Source organism: Streptomyces spinoverrucosus (genome assembly GCF_015712165.1).
GTDB lineage: Bacteria > Actinomycetota > Actinomycetes > Streptomycetales > Streptomycetaceae > Streptomyces > Streptomyces spinoverrucosus_A.
Map to the genome: position 1 here is coordinate 808185 of NZ_JADPZX010000001.1, position 16533 is coordinate 824717.

A 16533-nucleotide genomic window follows, 5' to 3' on the forward strand; every position below is an offset into this window, starting at 1 on the left:
CTCTCACGAGGCCCCTCGTCGATGGTACGGAGCGGGGGTACCGCTAGCATCCCGCGCATGGAGCCCCAGCTGCTGCACCGCGTCGCCGACTCGGTGGCCACCGTCGTCATCGACCACCCCGCCAAGCGGAACGCCATGACGGCCGCGATGTGGCGGGCGCTGCCCCCGCTGCTGGACGCCCTGGCGGCCGATCCGGGGGTACGGGCCCTGGTGCTGACGGGTGAGGGCGGCACGTTCTGCGCGGGCGCCGACATCTCCACGCTGCGGGCCTCGCCCGCCGAGGCGCAGGCACTGGCCGTGCTGGCGGAGGAGTCGCTCGCCGCGTTCGCGAAGCCGACGCTGGCGGCGATCCGCGGGCACTGTGTGGGCGGCGGAGCGCAGCTGGCGGCGGCCTGTGATCTGCGGTTCGCGGAGGAGGGCGCGCTGTTCGGGGTGACGCCGGCGAAGCTCGGGATCGTGTATCCCGCCTCCGCGACCCGGCGGTTGGTGTCGCTGGTCGGTCCGGCCACCACCAAGTACCTGCTGTTCTCCGGCGAGTTGATCGACACCGACCGGGCGTTGCGCACCGGGCTGGTCGACGAGGTGCTGCCCGAGGGCGAACTCGGCAAGCGGGTCGCCGAGTTCACCCGGATCCTGGTGTCCCGCTCGCAACTGACGCAGGCCGCGGCGAAGGAGTTCGCCGACGGGCGCACCGACCGGGACGCCCACTGGGCCGGGCTGGCGCGCGGCAACGCCGACACCGCGGAGGGCGTCGCCGCGTTCCTGGAGCGGCGGCAGCCGCGCTTCACCTGGACCGCGTCAGGCTGAGGCGGCCTCGGCGCGGAACATCTCGACGAGGTGCGCGGGGGCCTTGTGCGGCGAGCCGGCGTCGTACGGCGGCTGCGGGTCGTACTCGGTCATCAACTGGACGGCCTGGGCGTGTTCGTCGCCTGCGATCCTGCCGAGCAGCGTGAGGCCCATGTCGAGGCCGGAGGAGACACCGGCGGCGGTGACGTACTTGCCGTCGAAGACGACGCGCTCGCCCGTGGGCTCGACGCCGAAGGGCTTCAGCTCCTCCAGGGTCAGCCAGTGGGAGGTCGCCCGGCGTCCCCGCAGGAGTCCGGCGGCGGCCAGGATCAGGGAGCCGGTGCACACGGACGTCGTCCAGGTGGTGCCGGCGTCGGCGGTGCGCAGCCAGTCCAGCAGGGTGTCGTTCGCCATCTGCGGGGCCTGGTCGGGGCCGCCCGGGACCACCACGATGTCGGGAGCCGGCACGTCGGCCAGGGTCTGGTCGGCGGTGAGGGCGAGGTTGCCGGTGTCGGCGCGGACGGGGCCGGTGCGTTCGGCCACGAAGACGGTCTCCGCGTCCGGGAGACGGCCGAGGGTCTCGTAGGGGCCCACGGCGTCCAGGGCGGTGAAGCCGTCGTAGAGGACGATGGCGATCTGCATCGATGAGTCCTTTCAATGGGTGGGATCTGGACGGAAACGCCGGCGGTACTCGGCGGGCGCGGTGCCGAGGGCCTTGAGGAAGGCGCGGCGCATGGCCTCGGGCGTGCCGTAACCGCTGGCGCGGGAGATCTCCTCGATTCCGTCGCCCGTGTCCTCCAGGAGACGGCGGGCGTGTTCGAGGCGGACCCGGTCGACATAGCGGCCGGGGGTCATGCCGGTCTCGGACCGGAAGGCGCGGGCGAAGTGGCGCGGGGAGAGCCGCGCGCGGGTGGCGAGCGACTCGACACTCAGGTCGTCGGCGGGGTGCTCGGTGATCCACCGCTGCACCTCGCGCAGCGGCTCGCGGGAGGCGGTCTGGGCGGCGAGCTGCGCGCTGAACTGGGCCTGGTTCCCGGGGCGGCGGAGGAAGACCACCAGGGCGCGGGCGATGGCGAGGGCGGCGTCCCGTCCCAGGTCCTCCTCGACCAGGGCCAGGGCGAGGTCGATGCCGGAGGTGACCCCGGCGGACGTGGCGATGTGTCCGTCGCGCACGTAGATGGGGTCGGGTTCGACCCGCACGGCAGGGTGGTCGCGGGCGAGTTTGTCGCAGAACCCCCAGTGGGTCGTCGCCCGGCGGCCGTCCAGCAGGCCCGCCTCGGCGAGCAGCAGCGACCCGGTGCACACGGAGACCAGGCGCCGGGCACGCGGCCCGTGCTCACGCAGCCACTCCGTCAGGCGCGGGTCCGTCCGGCGGGTGCCCTCGCCACCGGGCACCACGAGGGTGTGCGGGTCGGGCGCGTCGGCCAGGGCGTCGTCCGGTACGAGTGTCAGCCCGCTGGAGGCGCGCACGGGGCCGCCGTCCAGGGAGGCGGTACGGATGCGGTACGTCCCGGGCGTGAGGTGCTCGGCCCCCGCGAAGACCTCCACCGGGCCGGAGACATCGAGGCTCTGGACGTCGTCGAAGAGGACGACCAGAACGGTTCGCTGCGCCATATGGGCGATTCTTCGCGTGTCCGCGCGTGGCCGCAATGACGAGTTCCCCACCTTTCCTGCCATGGCCCGGCATGGGCAAACGGGCATGACCGGTGGCGGACGCGGTACTCGGCGATCACCTGGTTCACAGGGAAACGAGAAGCGAGACGAAACGAGACGAAAGGGGATTCACGTGTTCCGTGCCATCGCGGATGTCCTGCGGCAGATCGGTGGTGCCGTCGCCACGGTCGTGACGTTGCCGTTCCGGGCCGTGGCCCGCCTGCTCGGCGGCGCCTCCGGGACCGGTCGGCGCGGTGCGCGCCGGGTCTGACACCCGGCGCCCCGCCCAGTTGCCGCCCTGGTCCCCCGTTGTCGGTGCCACCTGCCACAATTGCCGCGCAACCCGAAGTGGAGAAGGCGGTACGGCATCGTGACGACACCCGGGTCCCTCGAAGTGGGGTCCATCGAAGGCAGGATCGCCGAGGAGCTCGGCGTACGGGAGCGGCAGGTCAAGGCTGCCGTGGAGCTGCTCGACGGCGGTTCGACGGTGCCCTTCATCGCCCGCTACCGCAAGGAAGCGACCGAGATGCTCGACGACGCGCAGCTGCGCACGATCGAGGAGCGGCTGCGCTATCTGCGGGAGCTGGAGGAGCGGCGGACGGCGATTCTGGAGTCGGTGCGTGAGCAGGGCAAGCTCACCGACGAGCTTCAGGCGCAGATCCGGGGCGCGGAGACCAAGGCGCGCCTGGAGGACATCTACCTGCCGTACAAGCCCAAGCGGCGGACGAAGGCCCAGATCGCCCGTGAGGCGGGGCTGGAGCCGTTGGCCGAGGGGCTGCTCGGCGACCCGACCGTCGAGCCCCTCGCGGCCGCCGCCGCGTTCGTGGACGCCGACAAGGGCGTGGCCGATGCGCAGGCCGCCCTGGACGGTGCCCGGGCGATCCTCACCGAGCGGTTCTCGGAGGACGCCGACCTGATCGGCGAGCTGCGCGAGCGCATGTGGGTGCGGGGGCGGCTGGCCGCCAAGGTGCGGGAGGGCAAGGAGGAGGCGGGCGCCAAGTTCGCGGACTACTTCGACTTCGCCGAGCCGTTCACCGAGCTGCCCTCGCACCGCATCCTGGCGATGCTGCGCGGCGAGAAGGAGGAGGTGCTCGACCTCGTTCTGGAGCCGGAGGAGCCGACGGAGGGGCCCTCCTCGTACGAGGGGCTCATCGCCGGGCGGTTCGGGATCGCCGACCGCGGGCGTCCCGCCGACAAGTGGCTGACGGACACCGTCCGCTGGGCCTGGCGGACCCGTGTCCTGGTCCACCTCGGCATCGACCTGCGCCTGCGGCTGCGCACGGCCGCCGAGGACGAGGCGGTCGGCGTGTTCGCGGCCAACCTGCGGGACCTGCTCCTCGCGGCTCCGGCGGGCACGCGCGCGACGCTGGGCCTGGACCCCGGTTTCCGTACGGGCGTGAAGGTGGCCGTCGTGGACGCCACCGGCAAGGTCGTCGCCACCGACGTCATCTACCCGCACGTCCCGGCCAACAAGTGGGACGAGGCGATCGCCAAGCTGGCCCGGCTCGCCAAGGAGCACGCGGTCGAGCTGGTCGCGATCGGCAACGGCACGGCGTCCCGCGAGACCGACAAGCTCGCCGGTGAGCTCATCGGCAAGCACCCGGAGTTGAAGCTCACCAAGGTGATGGTGTCCGAGGCGGGCGCCTCGGTGTACTCGGCGTCGGCGTTCGCCTCGCAAGAGCTGCCCGACATGGACGTGTCGCTGCGCGGCGCGGTGTCGATCGCGCGCAGGCTCCAGGACCCGCTCGCCGAGCTGGTCAAGATCGACCCGAAGTCGATCGGTGTCGGCCAGTACCAGCACGACCTGTCGGAGGTGAAGCTGTCGCGTTCGCTGGACGCGGTGGTCGAGGACTGTGTGAACGGCGTCGGTGTCGACGTCAACACCGCCTCCGCGCCGCTGCTCGCGCGCGTGTCGGGCATCTCCTCCGGGCTCGCCGAGAACATCGTGGCCCACCGGGACGCCAACGGCCCGTTCAAGTCCCGCTCCCAGCTGAAGAACGTGGCGCGGCTGGGCCCGAAGGCCTACGAGCAGTGCGCGGGCTTCCTGCGCATCCGGGGCGGCGACGACCCGCTGGACTCGTCCAGCGTGCACCCGGAGGCGTACCCGGTCGTGCGGCGGATGGTGAAGACCGCCGGCCAGGAGGTGGCCGCGCTGATCGGCAACACGGGGGTGCTGCGCTCGCTGAAGCCGCAGGACTTCGTGGACGAGACGTTCGGTCTGCCGACGGTCACCGACATCCTCAGGGAGCTGGAGAAGCCGGGGCGCGACCCGCGTCCGGCGTTCAAGACGGCCACGTTCAAGGAGGGCGTCGAGAAGCTCTCGGACCTGGCGGCGGGGATGGTCCTGGAGGGCGTGGTCACCAATGTGGCCGCGTTCGGGGCGTTCGTCGACGTCGGCGTGCACCAGGACGGTCTGGTGCATGTGTCCGCGATGTCGAAGACGTTCGTCAAGGACCCGCGGGACGTCGTCAAGCCGGGTGACATCGTGAAGGTGAAGGTCCTCGACGTCGACATTCCGCGCAAGCGGATCTCCCTCACACTGCGGCTGGACGACGAGGCCGCGCCCCAGGAGCGGGGTTCCGGCGAGCGCCGGCCGCAGCGGGGCGGGCGCCCGCCGCAGCAGCGGCAGGGCGGGCGCGGTGGCCAGGGAGGCGGCGGTGCCCGCCAGGCACCGGCTCCGGCGAACAGCGCGATGGCCGACGCCCTGCGGCGCGCGGGGCTGCTCGACCCGAAGAAGGGCGGGCGGGGCTGACGTTGCGCGGGCCCGGGCTTCCGGCTTCCAACGGAGGCGGAGGTGCGGGCCCGCGGGTGGCCCGTGTCGTGGCGGGACGGCCGCCGCTCCTGCCCGCCGTAGGGTGGCGATATGACCACTTCGCGGGCAGTGACCTGGGACGTCACGGCGAGCCACGGGTACGAGACGGCCTGGGCCGCGTTCGACGGGGAGACCCTGCGGGCGCGAGGGCGGGCGGTGGGGACGGATCCGGAGCCGTACTGGGTGTCGTACGAACTCGAAACCGGCGACGGTTACGTGACGCGTCGGCTCCGGGTGACCGCCGAGACCGCCGAGGTGACGCGGACGCTCGATCTGCGGCACGACGGGCGGGGCGAATGGACCGCCGACGGGCAGCCGGTGCCGCAGGTGCACGGGGCGCTCGACTGCGATCTGGGGCTGTGTCCGCTGACCAACACCATGCCCGTGCTCCGGCACGGTCTGCACCGGAGTGCCGGTGAGCGGGAGTTCCTCATGGCCTGGGTGTCGGTGCCCGACCTGACCGTACGGCCCTCGGTCCAGACCTACACGCATCTCGCCCGCACCGACCGCGGCGGGCGGGTGCGGTTCGCGTCGGGTGAGTTCCGCAGCGAGCTGGACATCGACGCGGACGGTCTCGTCGTCGACTATCCGGAGCTGGCGACGCGGCTGACGCCCCGTTAGCGCTCCGTCACCTTGCCGTCCGCGACCTCCAGCCGGCGGGTGACGCGGACCGCGTCCAGCATGCGGCGGTCGTGGGTGACCAGGAGCAGGGTGCCGGTGTAGGCGTCGAGGGCCGACTCCAGCTGCTCGATGGCGGGCAGGTCGAGGTGGTTGGTGGGCTCGTCGAGGACCAGCAGGTTGACGCCCCGGCCCTGGAGGAGGGCGAGGGCGGCGCGGGTGCGCTCGCCCGGGGAGAGGGTGGCCGCCGGGCGCAGCACATGGTCCGACTTCAGACCGAACTTGGCCAGGAGTGTGCGCACTTCGACCGGTTCGGTGTCGGGGACGGCCGCGCGGAACGCGTCGAGCAGGGTCTCCGAGCCGTGGAACAGCTTGCGGGCCTGGTCGACCTCGCCGACCAGTACGCCGGAGCCGAGGGCGGCGTGGCCCGCGTCGAGCGGGACACGGCCGAGCAGGGCGCCGAGCAGCGTCGACTTGCCCGCGCCGTTCGCGCCGGTGACCGCGACCCGGTCGGCCCAGTCGATCTGGAGGGACGCCGGGCCGAGCACGAAGTCGCCGCGTCGGACCTCGGCGTCGCGCAGGGTGGCCACGACCGCGCCCGAGCGGGGGGCCGAGGCGATCTCCATGCGCAGCTCCCACTCCTTGCGCGGCTCCTCGACCACCTCCAGCCGTTCGATCATGCGCTGGGTCTGCCGGGCCTTCGCGGCCTGCTTCTCGCTGGCCTCGCTGCGGAACTTGCGGCCGATCTTGTCGTTGTCGTTGCCCGCCTTGCGCCGGGCGTTCTTCACGCCCTTGTCCATCCAGGCGCGCTGCGTCTGCGCCCGGTCCTGGAGGGCGGCCTTCTTGTCGGCGTACTCCTCGTACTCCTCGCGCGCGTGCCGCCGGGCGACGTCGCGTTCCTCCAGGTAGGCCGCGTAGCCGCCGCCGTAGAGGTTGATCTGCTGCTGGGCGAGGTCGAGTTCGAGGACCTTGGTGACCGTGCGGGTGAGGAACTCGCGGTCGTGGCTGACGACCACCGTGCCGGCGCGCAGGCCGCCGACGAAGCGTTCGAGGCGCTCCAGGCCGTCGAGGTCGAGGTCGTTGGTGGGCTCGTCGAGCAGGAAGACGTCGTAGCGGGAGAGCAGGAGGGAGGCGAGGCCGGCGCGGGCCGCCTGGCCGCCGGAGAGGGACGTCATGGGCTGGTCGAGACCTACGGCGAGACCCAGCGAGTCGGCGACCTCCTCGGCGCGTTCGTCGAGGTCGGCGCCGCCGAGGCCGAGCCAGCGCTCCAGGCCGACGGCGTAGGCGTCGTCGGCGCCGGGTGCGCCGTCGACCAGCGCCTGGGTGGCCTCGTCCATGGCCCGCTGGGCCTCGGCGACGCCGGTGCGGCGGGCCAGGAACTCCCGTACCGACTCACCCGGCCGCCGCTCGGGCTCCTGCGGCAGATGACCGACGGTGGCGGTGGGCGGGGACAGGAGAAGCTCGCCCTGTTCGGGGGCGGCGAGCCCGGCGAGCATCCGCAGCAGCGTGGACTTTCCGGCGCCGTTGGCACCGACCAGCCCGATCACGTCGCCGGGCGCGACGACCAGGTCGAGGCCGGTGAAGAGCGCGCGGTCGCCGTGGCCGGCGGCGAGGTTCTTGGCGACGAGGGTGGCAGTCATCAGACCGTCGATCCTAGGGCCTCGGGTCGCCTCGGTTCTCACCGCGTCATCGACTCCACCAGCACGCTTCCCGCCGTCCTGGCCACCAGGTAGGACTCGCCCCTCACGGCCTTGGCGTCCAGGGGGATGCGGTGGCGGCCCGGCTCCAGGAGCCCGTCGAACACCTCGTGGGCGCGGGTGCGGGAGAGGCGGTCGAGGCGGTACGCGGTGAGCTGGACCCGGCAGGCCGAGGTGACCTCGACGCCCGCCTCGCCGTCGGCGGTGACCAGGCGGGTGAGGCGGCGCCGCTCGACGGGGCTGCGGTCGAGGGCGTGTTCGATCTGGGCGACGAGCAGCGGGACGATCGGGGCGAGTCCGTCGACGTACGCCACTTCGACCCCGGCGCGTTCGAAGGCCCGGCGTACGGCCGCGCGCTCCTCCTCACCGACCCCGCGGCCGAAGGCGACGGCGCCGTAGCCGCGCAGTTCGTCGGCGGGGACGCCGTCGGCGTCGCGGGTGATGTCGGCGCCGATGCCGATGGTGCGCAGGGCGGCGGCGAGCCTGGCGAGCAGGGCGACGCGGGCGCCGATCAGCAGGACGCGGCGGCGGCTGCCGGAGCCCTCGGCGTCCAGCAGGGAGTTCAGCGCCGCGCGGTAGTCGTCGCCGTGGAAGCGGAACGGGCCGAAGCCCCGGTAGCCGTTGAGCTCCAGGTCGACCTGTTCGTCGGTCTGCCAGGCGAAGTCCCGCCACACGTAGTCGTCCTCGGCTCGCTCGATCACCGCGGTGACCGCGCCGCACGCGAGGTCCGCGCACTCGGGGCAGCCGTAGATGACGTACCGCCCGCCGGACAGCGGCGGCTCGGCCTCCAGCAACAGGCTGCGCACCTGGGCGGTGAAGATGGCGGGCGGGACGTCGGAGGCGAGCGGGGAGACGGCGTCCAGGTCCGAGAGCTGGAACAGCAGCGGGCGCCCGTCGACGATGAAGTCCACGAAGTCCCGGTGCACCTGGTAGCCACCGTCAGCGAGAACTCCACCGGCACGCATCGCCGGTGCCAGGCCGAAGGTCGCGTACGCGGCAGACATACGGTGAGTATCCCCACAGTTACGGCGCTCTGATCGCGGCATGACACATTCCGCTACCGTCCCGACATGAACAGTGACACGAAAGACGATGTGATCGTCGTAGGTGGGGGTGTCATCGGGCTGACGACGGCCGTGGTGCTGGCCGAGGGCGGGCGGCGGGTACGGGTGTGGACGCGGGACCCCGTCGAGCGGACCACCTCGGCGGTTGCCGGGGCGTTGTGGTGGCCGTATCGCATCGAGCCGCCCGAGGCGGCGCGCGGGTGGGCGCTGCGCTCGCTGGACGTCTACGAGGAGCTGGCCGAGCGGCCCGAGGTGACCGGCGTACGCCTGGTCGAAGGGGTAATGGGCGAGACGGATCTGGACGAGACGGACTCCTGGGCGGCGGGCCGGCTGAAGGGGCTGCGGGTGGCGACACCCGAGGAGTACGCCGGGCCGGTGGGGCTGTGGGCGAGGCTGCCGCTGGTCGACATGTCGACTCATCTGCCGTGGCTGCGGGAGCGGTTGGCGGCCGCGGGCGCAGTGGTGGAGGAGCGCACGGTGTCGGCGCTCGCGGAGGCGGACGCGCCGGTGGTGGTGAACTGCACGGGTCTGGGCGCGCGCGAGCTGGTGCCGGACGCGTCCGTGCGCCCCGTGCGCGGGCAGTTGGTCGTGGTGGAGAACCCCCGGATCCCCACCTGGATCGTCTCCAAGGACGCCTCGGGTGGGATGGCGTATGTCTTCCCGCATCCTGGGCGGCTGGTGCTGGGCGGCACCTCGGAGGAGGACGTGTGGTCGACGGCGCCTGATCCGGCGGTGGCCGAGGCGATCGTACGGCGGTGCGCGGCCCTTCGGCCGGAGATCGCCGGGGCGCGGGTGCTGGACCACCGGGTGGGGCTGCGGCCGGTGCGCGACGCGGTGCGGCTGGAGCGCGAACTGCTGCCGGACGGACGGGTACTGGTGCACAACTACGGTCACGGGGGCGCGGGCGTGACCGTGGCGTGGGGGTGCGCGGAGGAGGCGGCCGGGTTGGCCGATCCGGCCGCCTTTTAGGCCTGGCTGACAATTCCCGTCGTCCGCCCGAAGGGCGGGCCCCGCGGCGTCTGGTGCGTGCGAACGCGGCGAGCGTGCGTGCCAGGCGTCGCGGGGCAGGCGGGAATTGTCAGACAGGCCCTAGCCTGCTCAGTGCGGCACGCGGGCCGTGTTGCGTGGGCCGCGGACGCCGTCCAGCGGTGTGGGCGCGGGCTCGGCGGCCTTGGCGCCCGCGGTGGCCTTGGCGAACGCCGAGGCGCCGCCGACCAGCGGGACGCGGGCGGACGTGCGGGACAGGTCCAGCGTGAGCGTCGGGGTGCCGGCCGGGGGCTCGATGAGGCCCTTGTCGGTGCCCGCGACGATCAGCGCCAGCCGGTGTCCGGCCGGGACGACATGGTCGGTCGCGGCCAGGTCGAGGGTGATGGTGTATCGCTTGCCCGGGGTGAGCGGGCGGCCCGTGAGATCGGAGGCGTGGTTGCCGAGGTCGGCCCAGCCGCGGCTGACGACGGTGTAGTCGACGTCGGCGTTCTTGGCCCGGGTCTCCTTGAAGCAGGCGCTGTCGCCCGTCGTGCTCGCGCCCCAGCAGGTGCGGTCGGGGAGGGTGGTGATGCCCTCGGCGGCGTCGGCGTAGTCGCGGATGCTGGCGGGGCCGAGGTCGACCAGGACAGCGCTGAGATGGGCCGTGGACGTGGTGGGCGTCGCCGTGACAGTGACCTTGGAGGAGCCGGACAGGCGCAGGTCACGGGTGAGCGGTGCCGTGGTGAAGCCGGCCTTGTCGGGGGTGGGCCGGTCGATGTGCGCTGCCCAGTCGGTCTCGCTGTGCTGCGGGTCGTCGGTGAAGGTCTCGGTGCCCTCGCGGGTACGCAGTCCCAGGGTGCCGACGCCCGGCTGGGTGCCCTTGCCCGGCTTCAGGTCGACGGTGTCGGTGCCGCGCGGCGGCCACGTCTTCGCGGTGACCCACTGGTCGGGGTGGCGTTCGATGTCGGCCATGGGTTCGCGGTCGATGCCGTTTTCGTAGCCGAGCAGCTCGTGGTCGAACCAGCGGTGCAGGGTGTCCACCCAGTCGGCGCGGCGGAAATCGAAGGGGTCGACGTGGCCGACCTGGGAGAGCCAGATCTTGCGCTCGACACCGTTCTCGGCGAGGGCATTCCACCACTGGCCGAAGTGCTTGGCGCGGACGTTGAGGTCCTGCATGCCGTGGACGACGAAGACGCTGGCCCGGACGCGGTCGGCGTCGGGCACGTAGTCGCGCCCGGTCCACCACCGTGTCCAGTCGCCGCTACGCGGTGCTCCTGCGACGATCTTCTGCTGAACGCCGGCACAGCGCGCCCGGGCGTCGGGGGACTCGACGTAGTCGGACAGCCAGTCGGGGCCCGAGTCGAACAGCGGGGCGCCCTTGGCGAAGTAGTAGTCGTACCAGGAGGAGATCGCGCCGATCGGGACGATCGTCTCCAGGCCCTCGACACCGGTGGCCGCGACACCGTTGGCGATGGTGCCGTCGTAGCTCTTGCCGATCATCCCGGTCCTGCCGTTGGTCCAGCTCGCCTTGGCGCGGGTGGTGCCGGTGCGGGTGGTGTAGGCCTTGGCGCGGCCGTTCAGCCAGTCGACGACGGCCTTCGCGGAGAGGATGTCGGAGCGGCCGCCGACGTCGACACAGCCGTCGGAGCGGTTGGTTCCGGCGAGGTCGACGCCGACGAAGGCGTAGCCGCGCGGGACGAAGTAGTTGTCGTAGAACAGCGGCATCTGGACCACGTTGCCGGCGGCGTCGTAGGTCTTGCGCTGGCTCTCGTTGCCGCGCCCGCAGCAGGAGTAGTACGGGCTGGCGTCCATGATGACGGGCACCTTGCGGCCCTGCTGGGCCGCTTCGCGCGGCCGGACGACGTCGACGGCGACGCGGTCGGACTCTCCGTCGCCGTCCGCGTCGAGGCCGGTGTCGACCCAGACGGCCTCACGGACGGCGTTCTCGTACGAGTAGACGGGTTGGCTCGTGCGGGGCGCGGTGTGCGCCGTGACGGGCGTGAGCAGAGTGGCCGTCAGGGCGGCGGTGGCCGCCGTGACGAGCGGTCTGAAGATCGTGCGACGCATGCGTTTCGGCATGCGCCGGACGGTACCGCCGTCAACGGGCGTGCGACAGGGGGCAGCTGATGTGTCCTCAGAGCAGACCTCGGGTGGCCGGAATCGGACGTTGGGGCATCCGGGTGGATGAAGGCCGAATGGCGATCTTGTGACACCGGTTGTTGTGGACAGGGCAGTTGCGCCTGGGCCTGAATAGGCTCCGAACCTTCCTCCCGCCCCTACGACTTGGAGCTTCAGTGCACCGCAGACTCACCACGCCGGGCGCACTCGCTGCGGCCTCCCTTCTGCTGGCGATCCCGGCATCGGCCGCGAGCCACTCCCCCGGCGCTCCGGGCATCGGCGACCCCTACTACCCGGCGTACGGCAACGGCGGATACGACGTCTCCCACTACGACCTCAGGCTGAAGTACCAGCCGGCGGGCGACCGGCTGGAGGGTACGGCGACCCTGCTGGCCCGGACCACGCAGGAGCTGTCCCGGTTCAACCTGGACTTCCTGCTGGAGGTGAGCGAGGTGCGGGTCAACGGCGCGAAGGCGGCGTTCGCGACCTCGGGCGAGCACGAACTGGAGGTCACACCGAGCAAGCCGCTGGCCAAGGGAACGTCCGTCACCGTGGTGGTCCGGTACAGCGGGGTGCCGTCGTCGAAGGAGGCCTACGGCTTCACCAGCTGGCTGCGGACGCCGGACGGCGGGGTCGCGGCCGGGGAGCCCGAGTCGGCGTGGTGGTGGTTCCCGAGCAACGATCACCCGCTGGACAAGGCCACGTACGACATCTCGGTGCAGGTGCCGGACGGCACGCAGGCCATCTCCAACGGCACGCTCCAGTCGACGAGTTCACGGGCCGGCTGGACCCGCTACAGCTGGCGCTCCAACAAGCCGCAGGCCACCTACCTCGCCACGCTCGCGGTCGGCAGGTTCGACGTGACGACCGCGACCACGGACAGCGGCATTCCGGTCATCAACGCCTACAGCAAGGACCTGGGCGACAACGCCGGAGCGGCACGGGCCAGCATCGAGCGGACCGCCGAGATCGCCGACTGGCTGACCGACTACTTCGGGCCGTATCCCTACAACGCCCTCGGCGGCTACGTGCCGAACACCACCACCGGGTACGCGCTGGAGACGCAGACCCGGCCCTTCTACAGCCCGCGGCAGTTCGCGAACGGGTCGAACACGTCCGTGGTCGTGCACGAGCTGGCCCACCAGTGGTACGGCGACCTGGTGTCGGTGTCCCGCTGGAAGGACATCTGGATCAACGAGGGCTTCGCCCGGTACGCGCAGTGGCTGTGGTCCGAGCACGAGGGCGAGGGGACGGCGCAGGAGATCGCGGACTACGTGTACGCGTCGCGTCCGGCGGACGATCCGTTCTGGACGGTCCGTCCCGGGGACCCGGGGCCGGAGAACCAGTTCCACCTGGCCGTGTACGACCGGGGTGCGCTGGCCCTGCAGGCGCTGCGCAACGCGATCGGCGACGAGGACTTCTTCGCCGTCCTCAAGGGCTGGCCGCAGCAGTACGCCCACGGCAACGCCTCGGTCGCCGACTTCCACAAGTACGCGGAGCGGGTGTCCGGGAAGCGGCTGACCGCGCTGTTCGACACCTGGCTGTTCCAGCCGTCGAAGCCGGGGGCGCCGGCGGCGCGGGAGGCCGCCATCTCGGCGCGGGCGCTGGGGGCGAAGGGGGCGCCGGAGCAGCCGAAGTCGTGGAAGAAGATCGCGGCGACCAATGGCGTGCACGACCATGAGCACGGGCACGCCGAGTAGCGCGAACGCGTAACGGACGACGGGCACGCCGGTGATGCGAGCCCGTGACGGACACGGCCCGGGGGCGTCTGACTGCCACAGGCGCCGAGGGGCCGGTCGTCCGCAGGCGGGCTGCTGTCCTCACCCGCATTTTCCGTCGTCCGCCTCGGCGGCGCGTTCAAGGAGCGCGTCACGCCCTATCGCGGCCGTCTCGGTGGACGGGACGGTGCACGCATGGGCGCCGGCCACCGCGCCGTACAGGGCGCAGCGGCGGGGCGGTTCGCCGCTCAGGTGGCCGAAGAGAAAGGCCGCGGCGAAGGCGTCGCCCGCGCCGTTGGAGTCCACCACCGGGGCGGGGGGCGCAGCCGCCGGGACATGGGTCAGTTCGCCGTCGGCGAGGAGGTACGCGCCTGCGGCGCCGGCCGTGGCGACGACGAGCTGTGCGCGGCCGCGCTCGGTGATGCGGCGCATGGTGCGTTCGGGGTCGGTGAGGGCGGCGGCGGAGAGGAAGACGATGTCCGCGGCCAGGGCGAAGGGCTCGTGGTAGGGGTTCTCGCCGTCCCAGTCGTGCAGGTCGGTGGAGAGGGGCACGCCGGTGTCGTGGAGGACGGGCAGGGCGTGCGCGCACGGGTGGGTGATGGAGACATGGACGTGGCGGCTCGAGGCCGCCAGCGCCCGGACCGTCGCCTCGGGCAGCCGGTCGTCGGCGTGCGAGCGGCTCGTGTCGTACAGGGAGAGGCGCCTGCCGTCGGGGCCGACGAGGTTGACCGCGCGCTTGGTGCCGGCGGGCTGCGGGATCGCGGTGAGGGCGATGCCCGTCTCGCGGTGCAGGGCCCGCACCAGGTCGCCCTCGGGGTCGTCGCCGAGCAGGTCGAGGTGGTGGGTGCGCAGGCCCAGCGCGCTCAGGCCGAGGGCGACGAAGTCCCCGGTCTGGCCCGCGCGGGTGCGGATGCCGTCCTCGATCATGTAGCTGTCGGCGTACGGAAGCGGCAGCTTTGGCACGTACACGATGGTGTCCACGCCGGCGCCGCCCAGCACGAGAACGTCCGTGTCGGTGCTCAACTGACGCCGTCCCCGTGGTCGTAGACCGTCACGGCGATGCCCCGCCGCACCAGCCGCTCGGCGATGAGGGGTTCCACGCGGGACCACTTGCCACCGGCCAGGCCGCACCCTATCCGGGGCATGTGGACCGAGGCGTGCAGTTCGGCCGCCTTGTCGGCGAGACCGCCGAGCGCGGTGTCGATCGCCTCGTAGCGCACGGGAACGCCCTTGCTGCCCGTGCGAATACCGCGTTGGCCGATCATGTTGGCCACCCAGACGTACGGCTCGACCTGCACGAACTGGACGGCGCCCAGTCCGAAGTCGTTCGACGCGCGGTCGCGGTGCCAGGCGCGGTAGGCCGCCTCCGGCTCCGGCCAGCGGTGCGACAGGGCCAGGACGAAGCCCTTGCCCCAGCCGCCGATGTCGTTGCAGACATGGGCGATCAGCTTGACGCCCTTCACCGACGGAACGGTGGCGTCACCCCGGACATAGTTGATCTCCGACATGACGCCACCGTAGGCGATGCCACTGACAGTGGCCGCGAGTTGCTACTTCGTGAGCTTCGTCAGCTCCTGGTCCACCGTCTGGGAGACCCGGCGGCGGATGCCGAACCAGCCGGCGACCAGGGCGACGGCGATGAGCGGGATGAGCAGCAGGGTCTTGCGGCCGACCTCGGGGTCGTTCCACATCATGCCGAGGCAGGCCAGCAGGAAGACGATCGTGGCGATCTCCGTGACCGGGCTGCCGGGAAGGCGGAAGTGCGGCCGCTCCACCAGGCCCGCCTTGGCGCGGCGGACGAAGATCAGGTGGCAGACCATGATGATCACCCAGGTGCTGATGATGCCGAGCGAGGCGACGTTCAGCACGATCTCGAAGGCCTGGGCCGGCATCAGGAAGTTCAGGCCGACGCCGAGCACGCACACCGCGCAGGTCAGCAGGATGCCGCCGTAGGGCACCTGGCTGCGGTTCATGCGGGCGGTGAACTTCGGGGCCGAGCCCGCCATGGCCATGGAGCGCAGGATGCGGCCCGTGGAGTACAGACCGGAGTTGAGGGACGACATCGCCGCGGTCAGCACGACCAGGTTCATCACATCGCCGGCCGCGGGGATGCCGATCTTCGACAGGACCGTGACGAAGGGGCTCTGGTCGGCCGAGTAGACCGAGCCGGGAAGCAGCAGGGCCAGCAGGACGACCGAGCCGACGTAGAACAGGCCGACGCGCCACATGATCGAGTTCACCGCGCGCGGGACGACCTTCTCCGGCTCGGCGGTCTCGCCCGCCGCGACACCGACGAGCTCCAGAGCGGCGTACGCGAAGATCACGCCCTGCATGACGAGGACGACGGGCATCAGGCCGTGCGGGAAGACGCCGCCGTTGTCGGTGATCACGCTGAGGCCGGGGGTCTGGCCGCCCACCTCGTGCTGGGTGGCCAGCAGGAAGATGCCGACGAACATGAAGCCGACCAGCGTGGCGACCTTGATGATCGCGAACCAGAACTCCATCTCGCCGAAGATCTTCACCGAGATCAGGTTCACCGCCAGGACCACCGCCAGGGCGATCAGCGCCAGCACCCACTGCGGGATGTCGGTGAACATGCTCCAGTAGTGCGTGTAGAGCGCGATCGCGGTGATGTCGGCGATGCCGGTCGTCGACCAGTTCAGGAAGTACATCCAGCCGGCGACGTACGCGCCCTTCTCACCGAGGAACTCGCGCGCGTACGACACGAAGGACCCGGACGACGGCCGGTACAGGACCAGCTCGCCCAGGGCCCGGACGACGAAGAAGGCGAAGACGCCACAGACGAGGTAGGCCAGCGCGAGCGCCGGGCCGGCGTTGTGCAGGCGGCCACCGGCGCCCAGGAAGAGGCCGGTGCCGATGGCACCGCCGATGGCGATCATGTTGACGTGGCGGGCCTTGAGGTCCTTGCTGTAGCCGGCGTCGCCCGCGTCCGCGGGCGTCGTGGTCGCCCCGTTCCCGGCGGTGACCTTGGCCGTGTCCACGGCGTCCTTGCTCACGGGTGGTACCACTCTCTGGTGCGCCCGAACGTCGTGCGCTCGGGTGTCCGTACGTGACTCCGGTCCGTCACCCCGCTCGTGACG

At 71.9% G+C, this 16533-nt stretch carries 14 protein-coding genes; 6 read left to right on the plus strand and 8 right to left on the minus strand.

Annotated elements, in window-relative coordinates:
• The first annotated feature begins 57 nt into the window (after positions 1 to 57).
• A complete protein-coding gene (locus tag I2W78_RS03765; RefSeq protein WP_196456920.1) occupies positions 58 to 807 on the plus strand; it encodes an enoyl-CoA hydratase/isomerase family protein in 750 nt (249 codons plus the stop codon).
• On the opposite strand, the gene I2W78_RS03770 is transcribed toward I2W78_RS03765, so the two are convergent.
• Positions 799 to 1428 (minus strand): DJ-1/PfpI family protein, encoded by a 630-nt coding sequence (locus I2W78_RS03770; protein ID WP_196456922.1) that lies wholly within the window; start codon positions 1426 to 1428, stop codon positions 799 to 801. The two genes, I2W78_RS03765 and I2W78_RS03770, sit on opposite strands and share 9 nt — an antisense overlap.
• Positions 1429 to 1440: 12 nt before the next feature.
• Positions 1441 to 2400 (minus strand): GlxA family transcriptional regulator, encoded by a 960-nt coding sequence (locus I2W78_RS03775; protein ID WP_196456924.1) that lies wholly within the window; start codon positions 2398 to 2400, stop codon positions 1441 to 1443.
• 172 nt (positions 2401 to 2572) lie between these two features.
• Here I2W78_RS03775 and I2W78_RS03780 point away from each other — a divergent pair, with 172 nt between their 5' ends.
• The 3 genes from I2W78_RS03780 (at position 2573) to I2W78_RS03790 (ending at position 5872) form a co-directional block, all read left to right on the plus strand.
• Complete coding sequence (locus I2W78_RS03780) at positions 2573 to 2710, plus strand: LPFR motif small protein (RefSeq protein WP_196456926.1); 138 nt, start codon at positions 2573 to 2575, stop codon at positions 2708 to 2710.
• 99 nt (positions 2711 to 2809) lie between these two features.
• Positions 2810 to 5191, plus strand: coding sequence for a Tex family protein (locus tag I2W78_RS03785; RefSeq protein WP_196456928.1), 2382 nt, complete (start codon positions 2810 to 2812; stop codon positions 5189 to 5191).
• A gap of 111 nt (positions 5192 to 5302) precedes the next feature.
• On the plus strand, positions 5303 to 5872 hold the full coding sequence (locus I2W78_RS03790; protein ID WP_196456930.1) for a putative glycolipid-binding domain-containing protein: 570 nt from the start codon (positions 5303 to 5305) through the stop codon (positions 5870 to 5872).
• Here the strand turns inward: I2W78_RS03790 and I2W78_RS03795 are convergent.
• Both I2W78_RS03795 and I2W78_RS03800 read right to left on the minus strand, forming a co-directional pair.
• Positions 5869 to 7509 (minus strand): ABC-F family ATP-binding cassette domain-containing protein, encoded by a 1641-nt coding sequence (locus I2W78_RS03795; RefSeq protein WP_196456932.1) that lies wholly within the window; start codon positions 7507 to 7509, stop codon positions 5869 to 5871. The genes I2W78_RS03790 and I2W78_RS03795 overlap by 4 nt on opposite strands.
• A 38-nt stretch (positions 7510 to 7547) precedes the next feature.
• Positions 7548 to 8570, minus strand: coding sequence for an oxidoreductase (locus tag I2W78_RS03800; RefSeq protein WP_196456934.1), 1023 nt, complete (start codon positions 8568 to 8570; stop codon positions 7548 to 7550).
• A gap of 66 nt (positions 8571 to 8636) precedes the next feature.
• Between I2W78_RS03800 and I2W78_RS03805 the strand changes: the two genes are divergently transcribed.
• Complete coding sequence (locus I2W78_RS03805; protein WP_196456936.1) at positions 8637 to 9599, plus strand: FAD-dependent oxidoreductase; 963 nt, start codon at positions 8637 to 8639, stop codon at positions 9597 to 9599.
• Positions 9600 to 9728: 129 nt separating this feature from the next.
• On the opposite strand, the gene I2W78_RS03810 is transcribed toward I2W78_RS03805, so the two are convergent.
• Positions 9729 to 11675: a Xaa-Pro dipeptidyl-peptidase gene (locus I2W78_RS03810; protein ID WP_196456938.1), complete on the minus strand. Its 1947-nt coding sequence runs from the start codon at positions 11673 to 11675 to the stop codon at positions 9729 to 9731.
• 215 nt (positions 11676 to 11890) lie between these two features.
• Between I2W78_RS03810 and I2W78_RS03815 the strand changes: the two genes are divergently transcribed.
• Positions 11891 to 13414, plus strand: a complete 1524-nt coding sequence (locus I2W78_RS03815) for a M1 family metallopeptidase (RefSeq protein ID WP_196456940.1) — start codon at positions 11891 to 11893, stop codon at positions 13412 to 13414.
• Between the two features lie 120 nt (positions 13415 to 13534).
• On the opposite strand, the gene I2W78_RS03820 is transcribed toward I2W78_RS03815, so the two are convergent.
• From I2W78_RS03820 to I2W78_RS03830, 3 genes are read right to left on the minus strand one after another with little or no spacing between them, the layout of a single operon-like run.
• Positions 13535 to 14455 (minus strand): PfkB family carbohydrate kinase, encoded by a 921-nt coding sequence (locus I2W78_RS03820; protein ID WP_196456942.1) that lies wholly within the window; start codon positions 14453 to 14455, stop codon positions 13535 to 13537.
• Complete coding sequence (locus tag I2W78_RS03825; RefSeq protein ID WP_196456944.1) at positions 14452 to 14940, minus strand: macro domain-containing protein; 489 nt, start codon at positions 14938 to 14940, stop codon at positions 14452 to 14454. The genes I2W78_RS03820 and I2W78_RS03825 overlap by 4 nt, the downstream gene beginning before the upstream one ends.
• 42 nt (positions 14941 to 14982) lie before the next feature.
• Positions 14983 to 16449 carry an amino acid permease gene (locus tag I2W78_RS03830; protein ID WP_196456946.1) on the minus strand — a complete coding sequence of 489 codons (1467 nt, stop codon included), beginning with the start codon at positions 16447 to 16449 and terminating at the stop codon, positions 14983 to 14985.
• Between the last annotated feature and the right edge of the window lie 84 nt (positions 16450 to 16533).